The 17358-nt window shown below is 38.3% G+C and carries 13 protein-coding genes; 11 read left to right on the forward strand and 2 right to left on the reverse strand.

What is annotated here, in order from left to right; all coding sequences use genetic code 11:
* Window positions 1-186: 186 nt before the first annotated feature.
* From N7931_RS15945 to cysG, 4 genes are all read left to right on the forward strand, one after another.
* Complete coding sequence (locus tag N7931_RS15945) at window positions 187-1989, forward strand: assimilatory sulfite reductase (NADPH) flavoprotein subunit (RefSeq protein WP_262795348.1); 1803 nt, start codon at window positions 187-189, stop codon at window positions 1987-1989.
* Complete coding sequence (gene cysI, locus N7931_RS15950) at window positions 1989-3686, forward strand: assimilatory sulfite reductase (NADPH) hemoprotein subunit (protein WP_262795349.1); 1698 nt, start codon at window positions 1989-1991, stop codon at window positions 3684-3686. Before N7931_RS15945 ends, cysI begins: the two co-directional genes overlap by 1 nt.
* Window positions 3679-4425, forward strand: coding sequence for a phosphoadenylyl-sulfate reductase (locus N7931_RS15955; RefSeq protein ID WP_262795350.1), 747 nt, complete (start codon window positions 3679-3681; stop codon window positions 4423-4425). Before cysI ends, N7931_RS15955 begins: the two co-directional genes overlap by 8 nt.
* Before the next feature lie 238 nt (window positions 4426-4663).
* Window positions 4664-6085, forward strand: a complete 1422-nt coding sequence (cysG, locus tag N7931_RS15960) for a siroheme synthase CysG (protein WP_262795351.1) — start codon at window positions 4664-4666, stop codon at window positions 6083-6085.
* Window positions 6086-6281: 196 nt separating this feature from the next.
* Here the strand turns inward: cysG and N7931_RS15965 are convergent, their stop codons facing one another.
* Window positions 6282-7031, reverse strand: a complete 750-nt coding sequence (locus tag N7931_RS15965; RefSeq protein WP_262795352.1) for an MBL fold metallo-hydrolase — start codon at window positions 7029-7031, stop codon at window positions 6282-6284.
* 243 nt (window positions 7032-7274) lie between these two features.
* Between N7931_RS15965 and N7931_RS15970 the strand changes: the two genes are divergently transcribed.
* Window positions 7275-8039: a class II glutamine amidotransferase gene (locus N7931_RS15970; protein WP_262795353.1), complete on the forward strand. Its 765-nt coding sequence runs from the start codon at window positions 7275-7277 to the stop codon at window positions 8037-8039.
* 13 nt (window positions 8040-8052) lie between these two features.
* Here the strand turns inward: N7931_RS15970 and N7931_RS15975 are convergent, their stop codons facing one another.
* Entirely contained in the window at window positions 8053-9357 is a 1305-nt protein-coding gene (locus N7931_RS15975) for a DUF2252 domain-containing protein (protein ID WP_262795354.1), read from the reverse strand.
* A gap of 73 nt (window positions 9358-9430) precedes the next feature.
* Between N7931_RS15975 and N7931_RS15980 the strand changes: the two genes are divergently transcribed.
* From N7931_RS15980 to N7931_RS16005, 6 genes are all read left to right on the forward strand, one after another.
* Window positions 9431-9676, forward strand: a complete 246-nt coding sequence (locus tag N7931_RS15980; protein WP_262795355.1) for a DUF6868 family protein — start codon at window positions 9431-9433, stop codon at window positions 9674-9676.
* 42 nt (window positions 9677-9718) lie between these two features.
* Entirely contained in the window at window positions 9719-10348 is a 630-nt protein-coding gene (gene upp, locus N7931_RS15985) for a uracil phosphoribosyltransferase (RefSeq protein ID WP_262795356.1), read from the forward strand.
* Window positions 10348-11574 carry a uracil-xanthine permease family protein gene (locus tag N7931_RS15990; RefSeq protein ID WP_262795357.1) on the forward strand — a complete coding sequence of 409 codons (1227 nt, stop codon included), beginning with the start codon at window positions 10348-10350 and terminating at the stop codon, window positions 11572-11574. Before upp ends, N7931_RS15990 begins: the two co-directional genes overlap by 1 nt.
* Window positions 11575-11810: 236 nt before the next feature.
* Window positions 11811-12755, forward strand: coding sequence for an acetoacetate decarboxylase family protein (locus tag N7931_RS15995; protein WP_262795358.1), 945 nt, complete (start codon window positions 11811-11813; stop codon window positions 12753-12755).
* Between the two features lie 13 nt (window positions 12756-12768).
* Window positions 12769-14967, forward strand: a complete 2199-nt coding sequence (locus N7931_RS16000; protein WP_262795359.1) for an NAD(P)-binding protein — start codon at window positions 12769-12771, stop codon at window positions 14965-14967.
* A 155-nt stretch (window positions 14968-15122) separates the two neighbouring features.
* Window positions 15123-17180, forward strand: a complete 2058-nt coding sequence (locus N7931_RS16005) for a glycoside hydrolase family 97 protein (RefSeq protein ID WP_262795360.1) — start codon at window positions 15123-15125, stop codon at window positions 17178-17180.
* Window positions 17181-17358: the final 178 nt, after the last annotated feature.

A 17358-nucleotide genomic window follows, 5' to 3' on the forward strand; every position in this document is an offset into this window, starting at 1 on the left:
GCTATAACTTAAAGTTATGTTAGGATGAACTCAGCTTATAGCTAAATGGTATAGATAAAAAATATTTATGCCATTTAGTTATTAATATTCCTTATTAGTATAAAAAATGAGGATTTAATCTTTCCAGTTTGCGTAATCCCCCATAAAATACCCAACCTGAAAATATGTTTAGGATAATGTGGGATTATGTCTTCGCAAAAAACAGAACTTACCAGCCCACTGGCGAATGAGCAATTAAGCCAGTTAAATCAGATTACAGCATCAATGTCTGCTAACCAATTAGCTTGGGTGAGCGGATATTTATACGGTTTGTCGCAAGCAGGCAGCCCAGCTGGTGCAGTTGCACCGGTAGCTGGCTCAACAGCCACTGCGCCAGCACAAACTTTAACAATATTATTTGGTTCTCAAACCGGTAATGCAAAAGGCGTTGCTCAGCAAGCAACTGCTGCTGCCCAAGCCGCCGGTTTACAGGTTCGTTGTATTTCAATGGCCGACTACAAACCAAAAGAGTTAAAGTCTGAAACCCATTTATTAATCACCAGTTGTACTCAAGGTGAAGGTGATCCACCAGATGATGCAATTGAGTTCCATGAGTTTTTAGCGAGCAAAAAAGCCCCTAAACTATCAGACGTGAAATATTCTGTATTGTCATTAGGTGATTCGTCTTACGAATTCTTTTGCCAAACAGGTAAAGATTTTGATGAGCGTTTAGCTAAATTAGGTGCAACAGCAATAGAACCTCGTGTTGATTGTGACGTTGAATACGAAGCTGACGCCAGTGCGTGGATTGAACGCGCGGTTGCTGCCATGGCAAAAGAAATGCAAACAGGTGCTGCACAGGTTTCAGTGTCTGCTGCAAGCGTGCCAACTGCAAGCGCATCCGCTTACAACAAAAAGAACCCATTTACGGCAACTTTAGAAACCAACCAAAAAATTACGGGTCGTGATTCTTCTAAAGATATTCGTCACTTTGAGATCTCACTTGAAGGTTCGGGCTTAACTTATCAGCCGGGCGACTCTTTAGGTATTTGGTTCCGTAACGATGAAAAAATGGTTGATGAGATCATCAGCAAATTAGGCTTAGATGCTAACGCCAGCATTAAAGTTGACGAAAATGAAGTGAGCTTAAAAGAAGCTTTAATTCGTCATTACGAATTAACATTAAGTCATCCGGGTTTTGTTGCTAAATTTGCCGAATTAACTGCTAACGAAACATTAACTAAATTAACTGAAGATAGAGACGCACTACGTCAGTACATTGATGGTCGTCAGTTAATCGACATTATCCGTGAACATGCAGCTAAATTAACGGCTGAGCAGTTTGTGACTTGTTTACGTCGTTTAACACCTCGGCTTTATTCTATCGCTTCATCGCAAGCTGAAGTAGACGAAGAAGTTCATTTAACTGTAGGTGTTGTTCGTTACGATGCATTTGGTGAAGAACACTTTGGTGGCGCTTCTGGCTTTTTAGCTGAACGTTTAGAAGAAGGCGGCGAAGTTGATGTTTTTGTTGAGCATAGCCACTTCCGTTTACCTGAAGATAATTCACCAGTCATTATGGTTGGTCCGGGTACAGGTGTTGCGCCTTTCCGTGCATTTATTCAGGAAATTGATGCAGCCGAGCGCGAAAACGATACTTGGTTATTCTTTGGTAACCCTAATTTCACTGAAGATTTCTTATATCAGGTTGAATGGCAAAGCTATTTAAAAGATGGCGTATTAAACAAAATCGACTTAGCTTTCTCTCGTGATCAGGCTGAAAAAGTTTATGTTCAAGACAAAATGTTAGAACAAGCTGAAACTTTATGGCAATGGTTAGAAAACGGTGCTTATTTCTATGTGTGTGGTGACGCCAGCCGTATGGCCAAAGACGTTCACGAAGCCCTAGTAACAATTGCTGAAAAGCAAGGCGGCAAAACACGTGAAGAAGCAGAAGCTTATGTAAATGAGCTACGTAAAAACAAACGCTACCAGAGAGATGTTTACTAATGAGCGAAAAGAAACTAGCAGCCAACGAATACATTAAAGTTAACAGTAACTATCTGCGCGGTACGCTTGAAGAAAGTTTGGCGAATCAGGTAACAGGTGCCGTTGCTGATGACGATACGCAGTTAACAAAATTCCACGGTTTTTATATGCAGGATGACCGTGATATTCGTAACGAGCGTAAAAAACAAAAGTTAGAACCTAAGCATACATTTATGTTACGTGCCCGTGTTCCGGGTGGGGTAATTGATATGCAACAATGGTTAGCAATTGACGAAATTGCACACGACTTAACAGATTACAACTCAATTCGTTTAACCACGCGTCAAACGTTCCAATACCACGGTATTTTAAAGCGTAATTTAAAGCCGTTAATTAAAGGTTTGTATCAGGTTAAGTTAGACTCAATTGCCGCTTGTGGTGACGTAAACCGTAACGTAATGGCAACCACTAACCCGATTCAAACACAACTTCAAAAAGAAGTTCATGAATGGTCAGTTAAAATTTCTGAGCATTTATTACCAAAAACTCGCGCGTACTACGAGTTATGGTTAGATGAAGAAAAAGTTGAAGTGGGTGCAGACGTTGAGCAAGAGCCAGTTTATGGCCGCACTTATTTACCACGTAAATTTAAAATCGCCGTTGCTGTACCACCGTATAACGACGTTGATATCAGCGCAAACGATTTAAGCTTTATCGCAATTGAAGACGAAAATGGCGGTTTAGCTGGATTTAACGTTGCAGCTGGTGGCGGTATGGGTTCAACTCATGGTGATGTAAATACATATCCTCAGTTAACTCGCGTATTAGGTTTCTGTAAAGTTGAAGATACGTTAGCCTTTGCTCAAGCAGTTATGTTAACTCAACGTGATAATGGTAACCGCTACGACAGAAAACGTGCGCGTACTAAATACACTGTTGATGATATGGGCGTGGATGCGTTTCGCGCTGCAACCGAAGTTCACGCAGGCATTAAATTTGAACCGGCTCGCCCGTACGAATTTACCAGTCAGGCGGACCGTTTTGGTTGGGTTGAAGACATTAATGGCAACTGGCATTTAACTGTGTTTTTAGAAGCTGGCCGTATTGTTGATGACGAAGGCCGCACAGTAAAAACCGGTTTACGTGAAATTGCGAAAGTTCACAAAGGTGAATATCGCATGACAGCCAACCAAAACATTATGATTGCTAATGTTGCACCAGCAGACAAAGCTGAAATTGAAGGCATGGCTCGTAAATTTGGTTTATTAGGTAAAGTATTATCACCTATTATGCTAAACAGCATTGCCTGTGTTGCGCTACCAACTTGTGCATTAGCGATGGCTGAGTCAGAACGTTATTTGCCACGTTTAATTGAAAAAATTGACGTATTAGCACAAAAACATAATGTGGGCGATCAAGAAATTGTAACCCGTATGACAGGTTGTCCAAACGGTTGTGGCCGTCCTTTCCTAGCTGAAATCGGCTTTGTTGGTAAAGGTCCGGGTAAATACAACATGTATCTTGGTGCAGATGGTAAAGGCACACGCTTAAACCAAATGTATAAAGAAAACATTGGTGAAGAAGAAATTTTAACAGAGCTTGACGGCTTACTAGGTCGCTACAGCAAAGAGCGCGAATCTAACGAACGATTTGGTGACTTTGTTGTGCGCATTGGTGCGGTTAAAGCAGTTTATGACGGTCGAGAGTTTCATGCCTGATATTGATTATCGAGCCTTATTAACAGCAGATAAATCAGAGCAAGACGAAATTTTAGCTAAGGTAAATGCTGAGCTTGAAACATTGAATGCGCAACAGCGTGTTCAATGGGCTGCTAAGCATTTGCCCGGCAATCAAATATTATCGTCCAGCTTTGGTATTCAAGCTGCGGTAATGTTAAATCTGGTAAACAGCGAAATAAAAGATATTCCGGTCGTATTAACCGATACCGGTTATTTATTTCCTGAAACTTATGAATTTATTGATCAGTTAACCGAAAGACTGAAGCTAAATTTAAAAGTGTATCAGGCAAACATTAGCGCCGCATGGCAAGAGCAACGTTTTGGCAAACTTTGGGAACAAGGTATTGAAGGTATTGAAAAATACAATCAAATCAACAAAGTTGAACCAATGAAACGTGCGCTTGAAGAGTTGCAAACTGAGGTTTGGTACACGGGTTTGCGCCGCGACCAAGCCAGCAGCCGCGCTAACTTACCGGTTTTACAAATTAGTGCCGGACGTTATAAATTTTATCCAATTATTGACTGGACAAACAAAGACGTCCATTACTATTTAAAAGATCATAACCTGCCTTACCATCCACTTTGGGATATGGGTTATGTTTCAGTAGGTGACTGGCATACCTCTCGCCCACTTGAACTGGGTATGACCGAAGAAGAAACTCGCTTTTTTGGTTTAAAACGCGAGTGTGGTCTGCACGAAGGTGGCAGTGGTATTTAACCTGCCCTTTTAGCCAAAATTAAAAAACGCCCGCGCCACAAGCCCGGGCGTTTTTATTTGTAAAGCCATTAATTTCTTTGGTCTGTCGGGAACAAAAACCTGTCGTGCGAAACAAAACACCCGTTCGGTTACTATTCGAGCTTTAGCTCGATTCTCAAAATAAAAAACCAAACCACCAAAATCATTATTTCTGATATACTGACTTCGCTTATCTGCTTGATTGTAAAAGGGTTCACCAATGGAACAATTTCCAATATTTTTAAACTTAACCAATTTTCCTTGTGCTGTAATTGGTGGCGGTGATGTCGCCTACAGAAAAGCCAGCGCCTTAATCAAAGCTCAGGCTGAGTTAACAATTATTGCGCCAAAAATATGTGATGAATTGGTGGAATTAGTTCAGCAGCATAATATTAATTTAATTCAAAAAAACTATGATTCAAACTTGATAAAAGACATGCGTTTGGTCGTTGCTGCAACAGATGATGAAACCGTAAATGCAGAGATTTATCAGTATTGTGAAGCCAACAAAATTTTAATTAACACGGTAGACTCACCAGCTTATTGTCGTTATACCACACCATCCATTGTTGACCGTTCACCCATTTTAATTGCGATCTCATCTGCCGGTATGAGTCCGGTTTTAGCTCGACGAATTCGCGCAACAATTGAATCTAGCTTACCACAAGCATTAGGAGAAATAGCTCAATATGCAGGTTCGTTACGCAGTCGGGTAAAGCAAAAATTTAAAACAATTGAACAGCGCCGTATGTTTTGGGAAAACTTTTTTTCAAGCTCAATTGTCAGTCGTTTTCGTCAACTCAAAACTGAACAAAAAGAACAAATAGTGGCCGACTTAATGAATGGTGAAACAGCGCAAGGCGAAGTTTGGTTAGTTGGTGCAGGCCCGGGGGATGAAGAACTATTAACCATCAAAGCACTTCAAAAAATGCAGCTTGCCGATGTTATTGTTTACGATCGCCTGATTTCACAAAAAACTTTAGATTTAGCACGTAAAGATGCTGACTTTATCTGTGTTGGTAAACAAAAAAATTACCATTTAAAGCAACAAGAAGAGATCAACGACTTATTGGTTAGGCTAGCCAAAGCCGGTAAAAAAGTATGCCGCTTAAAAGGTGGTGATCCGTTTATATTTGGCAGAGGCGGTGAAGAACTCGAAACTTTAGTTCAGCACCAAATTCCATTCCAAGTGATTCCTGCAGTTACCGCAGCCGCGGGTTGTGCAAGTTATGCTGGCATACCTTTAACGCATAGAGATTATGCACGTAAAGTGGTGTTTGTGACCGGCCAAAACAGTAAAGAAGGCGATCATCCTGATTGGCAAGCTTTGGTTCGCCCTTATCAAACTTTAGTCATTTACATGGGATTAACCCGCGCAGATTTAATTAAAACTGAGCTAATTAATCATGGTATGGACAAAAATATGCCGGTCGCCATTGTAGAAAAAGGGACAACCCCGGAGCAAAAAGTACATATCACTGATTTAAATGGCCTGCCACAATTGGCAGAGCAAAATAAAGTAGGCTCACCTGCCCTATTAATTATTGGCGATGTCGTAAAACTGGCTGGTAAATTAAACTGGTTTAACCCAGATGAAGTAGAAGAAGGCTCAAGCACTTTTAATACTTATATCAAACCCTAAACTGATGTTTTAATCGCTAACTTCAGCTCTGGATAAGAAATAATTGGATAAAAAATTAGCTACCGTTTTCATTTAATTTTGAATGGTTAATTATTTGGAGTTCTCCATTTATGGCGTTCAAAGCGGCAGGTGTAAAACGGGCTAAAGCCCGCTTTACAATGTGATCTCAACCACTCAGAGATTTATAGAAACGATATTAGTACCATTTCAATAACTGAACTTTCACTTTAGAGCCTTCAGTCACTAATCGCTTAAATTTATCTACATCACTAAACCCATCCGTGCCACGGTAATGGTACGGAAAAACCATTTTAGGCTTCATTTGAATCACAGCATCAGCCGCTTGCTCAACTGTCATGGTGTAAGGTAAGTTCATGCAAATAAATGCATAATCAATTTTTTTAAGTGCGCGCATTTCAGGAACATCTTCTGTATCACCCGAAATATAAATTCGCTTACCCTGTGTATGAATCACATAACCGTTACCACGCCCTTTTTCATGATATTTAAGGCGATCTTCGGTCAGGTTATACATAGCCACAGCTTCAATGGTCAGTGATTTAAAATCAGTTTTTTCTTTATTATTAAGCACAGTAACATCTAAGCCAGTTAACTTTTCAGCAACTGCTTTAGGGGCAACGATTTGCGTTTTTTTACCTGCGAGTGATTTAACTAACTCTGGCTTTAAATGATCATAATGAATATCGGTGATTAAAATTAAATCGGGTTTAGGGAATTTTTCAAAGTCTGATTTTTTCCCAACCGGATCAATATAAATGGTCAGGTTTTTAATTTGAGCAACAAACGTTGCATGAGATATAGCACTAAATTGTATATCATCCTGCTTAAAAACAGCGTCTGCCGCATAAGCAGATGAGCATAATAAAATACTCGCAAAGCTGATATAAGATAAATACTGCCGGCATGTTTTAACTAGCTGATTCATAAAATGCTCCTTGTTGTGGTGGGCTTATCCCAAGCAAAAATTTGGGGTCACACTAAATTATAACCAGTTGAAAATAAATTCAATTGCTTTGTATCGCATTTTTACCAAAGCTGGTTAACTTTTGTGATTTTAGTTCAATAAACCAGCAATAATATCGGCTCCCTTAGTTTGGCAGGCTAAAGGCTTGCCTTTATTTGGCTGATAATTAAAAATATCCGAGTGATTGATTAAGAGTAATAATAAATGTGTGAATTATTGGGGATGTCGGCCAATGTGCCAACCGATATTTGTTTTAGCTTTTCTGGTTTAATTGAACGAGGCGGCAATACTGGCCCGCATAAAGATGGCTGGGGCATTACCTTTTACGAAGGCAAAGGCTGTCGCACATTTAAAGATCCACTCCCGAGTTGTAAATCAGAAATTGCGAAATTAGTTAAAGCCTACCCAATAAAAAGTGTCTCGGTGATCAGTCATATCCGGCAGGGAAATCGTGGACGGGTTTGTTTGGAAAATACTCATCCGTTTACCCGTGAACTCTGGGGCAAAGAAATCACATTTGCCCACAATGGTCAGCTTTCTAATTATCAGGATTTAAAACCCGAGTTTTATCGTCCGGTTGGTAATACCGACAGTGAACTCGCTTTTTGCTGGCTGCTGGATAAAATTCGCCAAAAATACCCAACCAAACCGACAAGCATGGCCAGTGTGTTTCGTTATGCAGCTAAACTTGCCAAAACCTTGCGGGAAAAAGGGGTATTTAATATGTTGCTCACCGATGGTGTTTATTTGCTAGCCTATTGCAGTAATAATTTACATTGGCTTACCCGACGTGCACCTTTTGGTAAAGCCACCTTAATTGATGCCGAAATGGTGGTGGATTTTCAACAAGAAACCACCCCAAATGACATAGTCACTGTCATTGCAACCCGCCCGCTAACACATGATGAAAGCTGGCACAAAATGCAGCCGGGCGAATCTGTATTGTTTAAACTGGGTGAAAAAGTTTAGCTTGCCATTCAAGCTAAGCCAGTTCTGTTTTAAACCATTGCCAATCTTCAATCACCTGCTGAGCATAATCATGAGCGGTTTGAATTAAGTCATCCTTTATTTGAGTTAAACTTTCAGCGACTTGTTGCTCAAAATAATGCGAACGGCGATCAGCTCTGGCATGTGCAAGCGCTAATACTTGTCCGCAAGCCTGAGCGTATTGACTAAAATGAGCCGCCACATTGCCGGTTAATAAATCTTCAGGATCAATCCCCACTTTAGCATGATGGCGTGAGCGAATTAGCCAGTCTGCATTTTTCCAATATAATCTGTCTAATACTAAATCTGGATTACGCTGCATGCGTTGCTGGCAAATTAATGTTAAATGCGCCGGAGTTAATGCATTTCGGCCACTTAAATTTGGAAAATAAAACAATGGTGCGGCGGCTCTTTGCTGCTTAACCTCAACAATATGATACAAATGATGATTGTCGTAACGGTTAGTTTTACCCGGCCCAACTAATAAATAATAACGCGCCATATTGTTAGAGCCAGTGCCTGCCCCTAAACGCAAAACAATGTCCACAATTACATCATCCACATAAGCCGATAATTTTTGTTTTACTTGCTGATAATCATCCATACTCAGCTTGGCAAATTTATCCGGTAAATCTTTAAAACTTAATTGGGCTTGGTTTAAATCGACCGCTTTTGCTAACGAGCTTTTTTGTGCAAATTTTTTACCTTTAGCGCTGCGTTTTTTAGCTTTTTTGTAAAAGGCAGATAAAAAATGCTCAGGCTCAAACTTATCTAATACAAACCGATAATTAATATTTTGCTCCACCAGCTTGGCAAGCATTTCACCATAAGCGGTTAAAAACTCAGTTTTTGCCAACCTAACCATAACGCTTTTATCTGTATACATTTGATGATTAACAAGCTCAAACGCGGCTAACTCGATACTGACCAAAAAGCGGATTAAGTCCCAGCAAGCATGACCAATACAAGCATCGTCAAAATCATTAGGGGCAAATATCACATTATCGCCATGTGAACCTTCTTCACTAAAAAAACCAAAATTGGATAAATGACAATCACCGGTGATCATAGTCAGCGGCCACTGCTGCGCAGAATCTGGAAGTTTAATTAAATCACTTGCCAGATCATGATAAAAAACAGCAGCCGTTCCGCGATAAAACAAAAACGGAGACAAAGCCATTTTTTGGTGTTTGGCTAACAAGTTAGTCTTGTTTTGTGTAGCCTGACTACTTTGTCCATCTACCCTCAGCCCGTCTACCCGAATAAAAATTTGATTTAAATGCGCTGCTCTGTTTGCCATTAAATTGGCCTCTGTAAAGTTAATTAAAATTTACGCTATGATTAAACTAATCCAATTTCACGAGAATAACACAATGGACATCACTCAACTAACCCAGTTATTTATGTGGATGACAATCATCAACATCATTATTTTATTAGTCAGTACCATCGCCTCTGCCCTGCTAAAGAGTGTTATTTATCAACTCCACGGTAAATTATTTAACCTTGACGAAAAACAAGTGAGTTTGGTGATTTATCAATACTTGGCACATTTTAAAGTTTTTATGATTGTATTTAATTTAACCCCTTATTTAGCCCTCACAATCATTTATGGTTGAGGTATAATTTTCATAAGATTAATCAGAAATAGCGGTAAAAATATGACATTAAAAGTAATTACACATCCATTAGTGCAACACAAGCTAGGATTAATGCGGGCACAAGGCATTAGCACAAAAAGCTTTCGTGAACTTGCTTCAGAGGTTGGCGCGTTATTAACCTATGAAGCAACCAAAGATTTACCACTTGAAACTACCCAAATTACCGCATGGGATGGTAACCCCTTAGATGTTGAACATATTAAAGGTAAAAAAATTACTGTTGTGCCTATTTTAAGAGCCGGTTTGGGAATGATGGATGGTGTTACCCAACTGATTCCAGCCGCTAAAGTCAGTGTAGTTGGCTTGCAACGTAATGAAGAAACATTAGAGCCAGTCCCCTATTTTGAAAAACTAGTCGGAAAAATTGATGAACGTATTAGCTTAGTGATTGACCCAATGCTGGCAACTGGCGGTTCGATGATCGCAACAATTGATATGCTCAAAAAAGCAGGCTGTCAGCAAATTAAAGTGATTGTATTAGTAGCCGCGCCAGAAGGCGTTGAAAAAACCTTAGCGGCTCACCCGGATATTGAAATATTCACCGCTGCGCTAGACAGCCATTTAAATGAAAAAGGCTATATTATTCCGGGCTTAGGTGATGCCGGAGATAAAATTTTCGGTACAGTTTAATGGCTAATCACTTTCATCCAAAAACAATATTAACTGGCGCTCAAATGCTTTTTGTTGCATTTGGCGCTTTAGTTTTAGTGCCTGTTTTAACCGGGCTTGATCCAAATGTAGCCTTATTTACCGCTGGTGCAGGTACTCTAATTTTTCATTTTATTACCAAAAATCAGGTTCCGGTATTTTTGGCTTCATCATTTGCGTTTATCGCCCCAATTATTGCCAGTAAAGAGGTTTACGGTATACCAGCCACTATGGGGGGCTTATTATGTGCCGGCTTAACTTATATTTTGCTTAGTGCCTTAGTTAAATTAAAAGGGGTAGAAATTTTACATAAAATTTTGCCACCTGTGGTGGTTGGCCCTGTGATTATGGTTATTGGCTTAGCGTTAGCGCCCGTCGCAGTTAATATGGCACTGGGCAAAACCGGTGACGGCTCTGCGGTTTTAATTGAACAAAATAAAGCCATTTTATTAGCTATGACCTCCTTAATTGTGACTTTAATTGTTGCGGTTTGGGCAAAAGGATTACTACGTTTATTGCCGATTTTATCCGGCATTATTGCAGGTTATTTATTAGCTTTAACAATGGGTTTAATCGACTTTAGTAGTGTAACCAATGCCAGCATAATCGCTGCACCTGCTTTTGTGGTGCCAGAATTTAAATGGCAGGCAATTTTATTTATGATCCCAGTAGCCATAGCGCCTGCGATTGAACATATCGGTGATATGATGGCGATAAGCCAAGTAGCCGGGAAAGATTTTTTGAAAAAACCCGGCTTGCACCGCACCTTACTTGGCGATGGCATTGCAACATCACTAGCGTCGTCATTAGGCGGCCCACCAAATACAACCTACTCAGAAGTAACTGGTGCAGTCATGCTCACCCGAAATTTTAATCCAAAAATTATGTTATGGGCGGCTGTATTTGCCATCGTTTTAGCTTTTATTGGAAAAATGGGGGCTATTTTACAAACTATTCCGACACCAGTAATGGGTGGAATAATGACCTTACTCTTTGGCTCAATCGCCGTAGTGGGTTTAAATACACTCGCAAAAGCCAATATCGATCTAACCGCGCCACGCAATTTAAGCATAATTGCATTAATTTTAGTGTTTGGCATTGGTGGCATGCAATTGGGTAATGCAGAATTTAGCCTACAAGGCGTTAGTTTATGCGCCATTATTGGCATTATCTTAAATTGGGTATTACCTTCAGCAAGCAAACATTGAGGTTTGTTTCTATTTGAGCACAGTGATGATTTATTCTCTGTGCTCACTATCTATAAATTCGTATAGAGTAACCTTACCTTTATTCATTTTCATTATGGGGTGATTATCATTTAAGTCCGATAAAACATTGCGATTTATTTTTTTTTGTATAAATATTTATCCACTGATTTTTAATCAGCTCGACACATGGACGCGGTTTCAATAAGGAAAAATAATCACTAATAAAAGGTTTTAGAATGAATAATAATTTATATGCCAGATTTCCAGGGCAAGTGATCGCAACTCCACCTTGCAGAATGCTCAACGCCAATATGTATGGTTTTTTTATTAAAGGAGATGCCAAGTGTATTCAACAATATCTTGACCAAACTATAAATCAAGTAAAAGTTGATAATATGAGTTTCAAAGCACTTTCATCTTATTGCATGCTAACTTTTACTGATATTGAAAATATCAAGCCAACCACACCGCCATTTAGCGAACAAGGGTGGTTTCAAGAAACAGATATAATCATTTGGTTACCTGTTGCCCAGTTAATAAATAATAAAATAGATCATATTTATTGGTACCCTGCTTTTATTTGTGTGAACAATATTTATGCTTTAGTCAATGGACGAGAAATCTGGGGTTTTAATAAATATTTATGTGACTATACAATGCCAACCAGTGGCGAGGAACCTGATTTTTTTAATATAACTGTTGACGCCTTTAAGCAATTTTCTCCTAATACAAAAATGGCACCTTGCGAGCTATTTAATATAAAACTGAAACAAAATAATCAAGAAAAAAAAATAGACGGATTTGTAGAATTAATAAAGGAAGGTTTTGATATTTTAAAAGATCATCCTGATTTCTTTAATTTCGACTTAAATATTTTAAAACAGATGCTCTCCGGTTTATTTCATCCGCAGATTGATCAACTTTTATTTAAACAATTTCCAGACGGTACAGCATCCAAAGCTGTATATCAATCTGTAGTACATAGTCCTTCTGTTATTCAAAAAATTCATGATATTAAGCTATATTTTCATGAATTCGAGTTTTCTTTAAATCAGATGGATATGTTCCCACTTGAACAAATGTTCGGTATAAAAACTGGTACACAAACGCCTCTTTTACCATTTAATGTTCTATTCGACTTTAATCAGGAAGAAGCTATTTTAATTGCAGAAAATAAATAATAAGGAACTAATAATGTCAGAAAAAAAAAAAATTGCTATTGTTGGGGGTGGTGTATCGGCCATGACCTCTGCGTTTTATTTAACCCAGACACCAAACTGGCAAGAGAAATACGATATCACTGTTTATCAACTAGGTTGGCGTTTAGGAGGAAAAGGGGCAAGTGGACGTAACCCTGAGTATGGAAATAGAATCCAAGAACATGGTTTGCATATCTGGTTTGGTTTTTACGCTAATGCATTTAAAACAATTCAAGAAGCTTATAAGCTTTGGGATCGCCCCCAAGATGCACCGTTAGCAACTTGGGAACAAGCATTTAAACCACATAGCTTTATTGTATTACAAGAATTGATTAATAATAAATGGGAATCTTGGCCGATAGAGTTTCCATTAATCCCCGGTAACCCTGCCATTGGTAATGAAGAAATTGATCTTTGGGATATTATTCGAACTGCTTATTATTGGCTTAAACAATTTATCTCAAAGTTTGATGATAAAGTGAAAGACGCAAAAGCTATCAGCAAAAATAAAACCTTAAATTGTAGGTACGATGCTCCAAAATCTATTTTCGAACGTATCACAAGTGAGCTACATCAAGATATTGAAAACTGGTTTGATGACCTTGAAGATGATATTAAAACAGCGCTAGACAGAATTGAGGAATTCTTTGATAAAGCCCCACAAAAAACAAAACGACAAAATCAAGATCATCATCACTTTCTCCATTATCTTTTAACAAAACTTAAACAATGGTTAGATGATGAGTTTAATGAAATACTCGCTGATAATGCAGAGATTAGAAGACTTTTCATTATGGCTGATCTCGGTCTTACAATTTTAATTGGTATGATTGAAGATGGTGTTCTAGAGAATGGCTTTAACATTATCAATAATTATGACTACCGTGAATGGCTAATCAAACACGGGGCGAATCAAACTTATACCGTTGACTCGGCACCTGTGAGAGGGTTTTATGATCTAGTATTTGCTTATGAAAATGGTAACTTTGATAAACCCAATGTCGAGGCAGGCACAATCATTCGAGCTATGCTTAGAATTGCTTTACTCTACAAAGGTGGTGTAATGTGGAAAATGCAAGCTGGTATGGGAGACACTATTTTTAGTCCATTTTACGAAGTATTAAAAAAACAAGGTGTAAAGTTTGAGTTTTTTTCTCAAGTTGATGAATTAATCCCAGATGACGATAGTATAACTGAAATAAAAATTACCCAACAAGTCGCTCTAAAACCAAGCCTAACTGAATATAGTCCATTAATCCCAGTAAATAACTTACCTTGCTGGCCAAGTCATCCAAATTATGAACAATTGGATCCGGTTCAAGCACAATTATTAAAACAAAATAATATAAATCTTGAATCATTCTGGAGTAAATGGCCAGAAATTTACCAGCAACATTTTGGCACTCCCCTACCAACCAAAACTTTAATTAAGGGGCTCGATTTTGATAAAGTCATTTTTGGTGCATCAGTTGCTTCACTTAAACATATTTGTCCTAAATTATTAGCCAAAGATGAAAAATTAAGATTAGCATCAGAAAAAATACAAGCAGTCGCAACTCAAGCATATCAAGTATGGACAAATAAAACATTAACTGAACTAGGCTGGAAAGAGATGCCTGAAGGCCAGGAACCTGTGATGAGTGGTTTTACAGAACCTAATGATACATGGGCTGCAATGAATCAATTATTAATTAGAGAGGATGCTTGGGCTGCAGGTATAGAAGCTAAAAATATTGCCTATTTTTGTAGTGCGCAACCAGTAGAATTCTATCCAGATAAAACGGATACGGATTTTCCAAACCGCATGTATGAAAAAGCCAAAATAGGTGCAATCAATCAGTTGAAGCATGAAATTTATTGGCTCTGGCCTGAAGTTTCTTCAAGCAATGAGTTTGATTGGGATATTTTACTGAGTAAAGACCCAAATTTACAAAATGAGGCTAGGTTTAACGAACAATATTGGCGAAGTAATATAGATCCATCAGAACGTTATGTTTTATCTGTTAAAAATTCGAGTCAATATAGGCTAAATACAGACGGGACCCAATTTAAGAATCTTTATATTACTGGTGATTGGATAAAAACTGGATTAAATGCAGGGTGTGTTGAAGCTGCAACAATGGCTGGGATGCAAACCTCAAGAGCAATTTGTGGATTGCCACAAAAAATTGTTGGCGAGTCTGATTTTAGTTAATACGTAGAGCCGGCGATTGTCCGGCTCTCTTATTATGATTATATATTTGTTCCATTCTTTGCATACGTATTCAACCTTAAACGTTTAAGTTATATGTTTAATTTTTGTTTCTATCTGCTAACATTAAATAAATTTATTAACAAAGTGGAAGAACTATGCGTTATTGGCCAATTTTATTGACCTGTGTTAGCTATCAGGTTTTCGCAGCAGATATCTCGGTTAGCTCACCAGATAAAAATATTAAATTTACCTTTACAGACCAAAATAATCTAGCTCAGTATCAGGTTAACTATAAAGATAATCCTGTTATCAGCCCAAGTAAACTAGGCTTTACTTTTGAACAAGCTAAACCCATGTACAGAGACTTTAACGTTAAAGAAGTTAACCGGGAACAGGTAAACTCGAATTGGGAGCAGCCTTGGGGTGAACAAAGAATAATTGATAATAATTACAATGAATTAACAGTTAAATTCACTGATATTAATGATAAAAATAACCATTTTCTCGTAACCGCTCGAGTATTCAATGATGGTATTGGTTTTAAATATCATGTGCCATCTAATAAGCCACGGGCAATTACCCGAGAATTGACTGAGTTCACTATAATTGATTCACACAAAGCGACAGCTTATTGGATACCTGGGCAAGGTTATGAAAGATACGAATACTTATATAACGAAACACCATTAAAGGAAGTCAGTAAAGCCAATACTCCGATAACGGTTAAGCTCGGTTCAGGAGTACATCTTGCTATTCATGAAGCAGCTTTAATTGATTATGCAAGTATGAGTCTTAATCGCGAGAAAAATGGTCGTTTAGTCGCTGATTTATCTCCAAGATCTGATGGTGTAAAAGTACGTAAACAAGATAGCTTTGATACACCTTGGCGCACCATTCAAATTGGAGATCGTGCCGTAGATTTAATTAATTCTCACCTGAGTTTAAATTTAAATGAACCAAATAAATTAGGCGATGTTAGCTGGATTAAACCAGGTAAATATGTTGGTATTTGGTGGGGTATGCATATTCAAAAATATACTTGGGGCTCAGGTGAAAAGCATGGAGCAACCACCGAGAATACAATCAAATATATGGATTTTGCTGCTAAGCATGGCTTTGATGGTGTTTTAGTTGAAGGTTGGAATACAGGCTGGGACGGAGACTGGATTGCAAATTCAGAACTATTTTCATTCACCCAAAGTTATCCTGATTTTGACATTAAAAAAGTATCGAATTATGGTAAAAAAATTGGCGTGAAGCTCATTGGCCACCATGAAACCTCTGGCGGCATAACTAATTACGAATCTCAAATGGAAGAAGGTTTTAAGCTTTATCAAGAAATGGGGGTAGAGCAGATCAAAACAGGCTATGTTGCTCATGGTCAAAATTTGAAGCGCCGAGACGGTAACGGTATTATGCGTTACGAATTTACTGACAGCCAAGATATAGTTAATCACTTTATCCATAATGTCACCACAGCAGCTAAATATAAATTATCAATTAATACTCACGAATCGGTAAAAGATACAGGGCTTCGCCGCACATATCCCAACTGGATTTCACGAGAAAGTGCTCGAGGTCAGGAGTACAGTGCAGGCTGGTCAGCCCCAAATCCACCATCTCATATACCTTATTTAGTCTTTACTCGAATGTTATCTGGGCCAATGGATTTTACACCTGGGATTTTTAATTTAGATTACCCTCCGTTAAAAGGCGGCACAGAAGAAGATGGTTTAAGTGATTACATGCGTCCACAAACCACTATAGCTAAGCAATTAGCTGAGTATGTTGTAATTTATAGTCCGATTCAAATGGCAGCTGATTTACCAGAAAACTATGAAGCAAAGCCTAAACCATTTCAATTTATTAAAGATGTGCCAACAGACTGGGAAAAAAGTATCGCCTTACAAGGTGAAGTTGGTGATTTTATCGTAATTGCACGTAAAGAGAAAAAACATCGCCAATATACAGGGAAAGATTGGTACCTCGGCGCAATCACCAATGAGAAAAGTAGAAATATTGAAGTAAGCTTAGACTTTTTAGATAAAGGGATGAAATACGAAGCCCAAATTTATAAAGATGGTAAAAATGCTGATTGGCGAAATAATCCTTATGATATTGAAATTATTAAGCAAGTAGTTACAGCTCAAGAAACACTGAAAATTAAACTATCAGAAGCTGGGGGCGCAGCAATTAGGTTTAAAGCCCTATAATTTATATAAAATTAAACCAATTAAGGCTAACGTGCCTTAATTGGTTTTCCAAAATTATTTTAGCTAGTACCAAGTATACTTATCTAGGGTCTGTTGATCTTTTGAGTACAATTTTGCAGCAGTTTGTTTGGTATTTATCCAAGGCATAGCGATTGACGTGTAGTGAGCTACACAAATG

Origin of the sequence: Catenovulum sp. 2E275 (assembly GCF_025515275.1) — a bacterium.
In the GTDB taxonomy this organism is placed as follows: Bacteria; Pseudomonadota; Gammaproteobacteria; order Enterobacterales; family Alteromonadaceae; genus Catenovulum.

Coding starts and splice junctions, on each gene's coding strand:
- N7931_RS15945 (WP_262795348.1), top strand. CDS start 187: ATGTCTTCGCAAAAAACAGAACTTACCAGCCCACTGGCGAATGAGCAA.
- cysI (WP_262795349.1), top strand. CDS start 1,989: ATGAGCGAAAAGAAACTAGCAGCCAACGAATACATTAAAGTTAACAGT.
- N7931_RS15955 (WP_262795350.1), top strand. CDS start 3,679: ATGCCTGATATTGATTATCGAGCCTTATTAACAGCAGATAAATCAGAG.
- cysG (WP_262795351.1), top strand. CDS start 4,664: ATGGAACAATTTCCAATATTTTTAAACTTAACCAATTTTCCTTGTGCT.
- N7931_RS15965 (WP_262795352.1), bottom strand. CDS start 7,031: ATGAATCAGCTAGTTAAAACATGCCGGCAGTATTTATCTTATATCAGC.
- N7931_RS15970 (WP_262795353.1), top strand. CDS start 7,275: ATGTGTGAATTATTGGGGATGTCGGCCAATGTGCCAACCGATATTTGT.
- N7931_RS15975 (WP_262795354.1), bottom strand. CDS start 9,357: ATGGCAAACAGAGCAGCGCATTTAAATCAAATTTTTATTCGGGTAGAC.
- N7931_RS15980 (WP_262795355.1), top strand. CDS start 9,431: ATGGACATCACTCAACTAACCCAGTTATTTATGTGGATGACAATCATC.
- upp (WP_262795356.1), top strand. CDS start 9,719: ATGACATTAAAAGTAATTACACATCCATTAGTGCAACACAAGCTAGGA.
- N7931_RS15990 (WP_262795357.1), top strand. CDS start 10,348: ATGGCTAATCACTTTCATCCAAAAACAATATTAACTGGCGCTCAAATG.
- N7931_RS15995 (WP_262795358.1), top strand. CDS start 11,811: ATGAATAATAATTTATATGCCAGATTTCCAGGGCAAGTGATCGCAACT.
- N7931_RS16000 (WP_262795359.1), top strand. CDS start 12,769: ATGTCAGAAAAAAAAAAAATTGCTATTGTTGGGGGTGGTGTATCGGCC.
- N7931_RS16005 (WP_262795360.1), top strand. CDS start 15,123: ATGCGTTATTGGCCAATTTTATTGACCTGTGTTAGCTATCAGGTTTTC.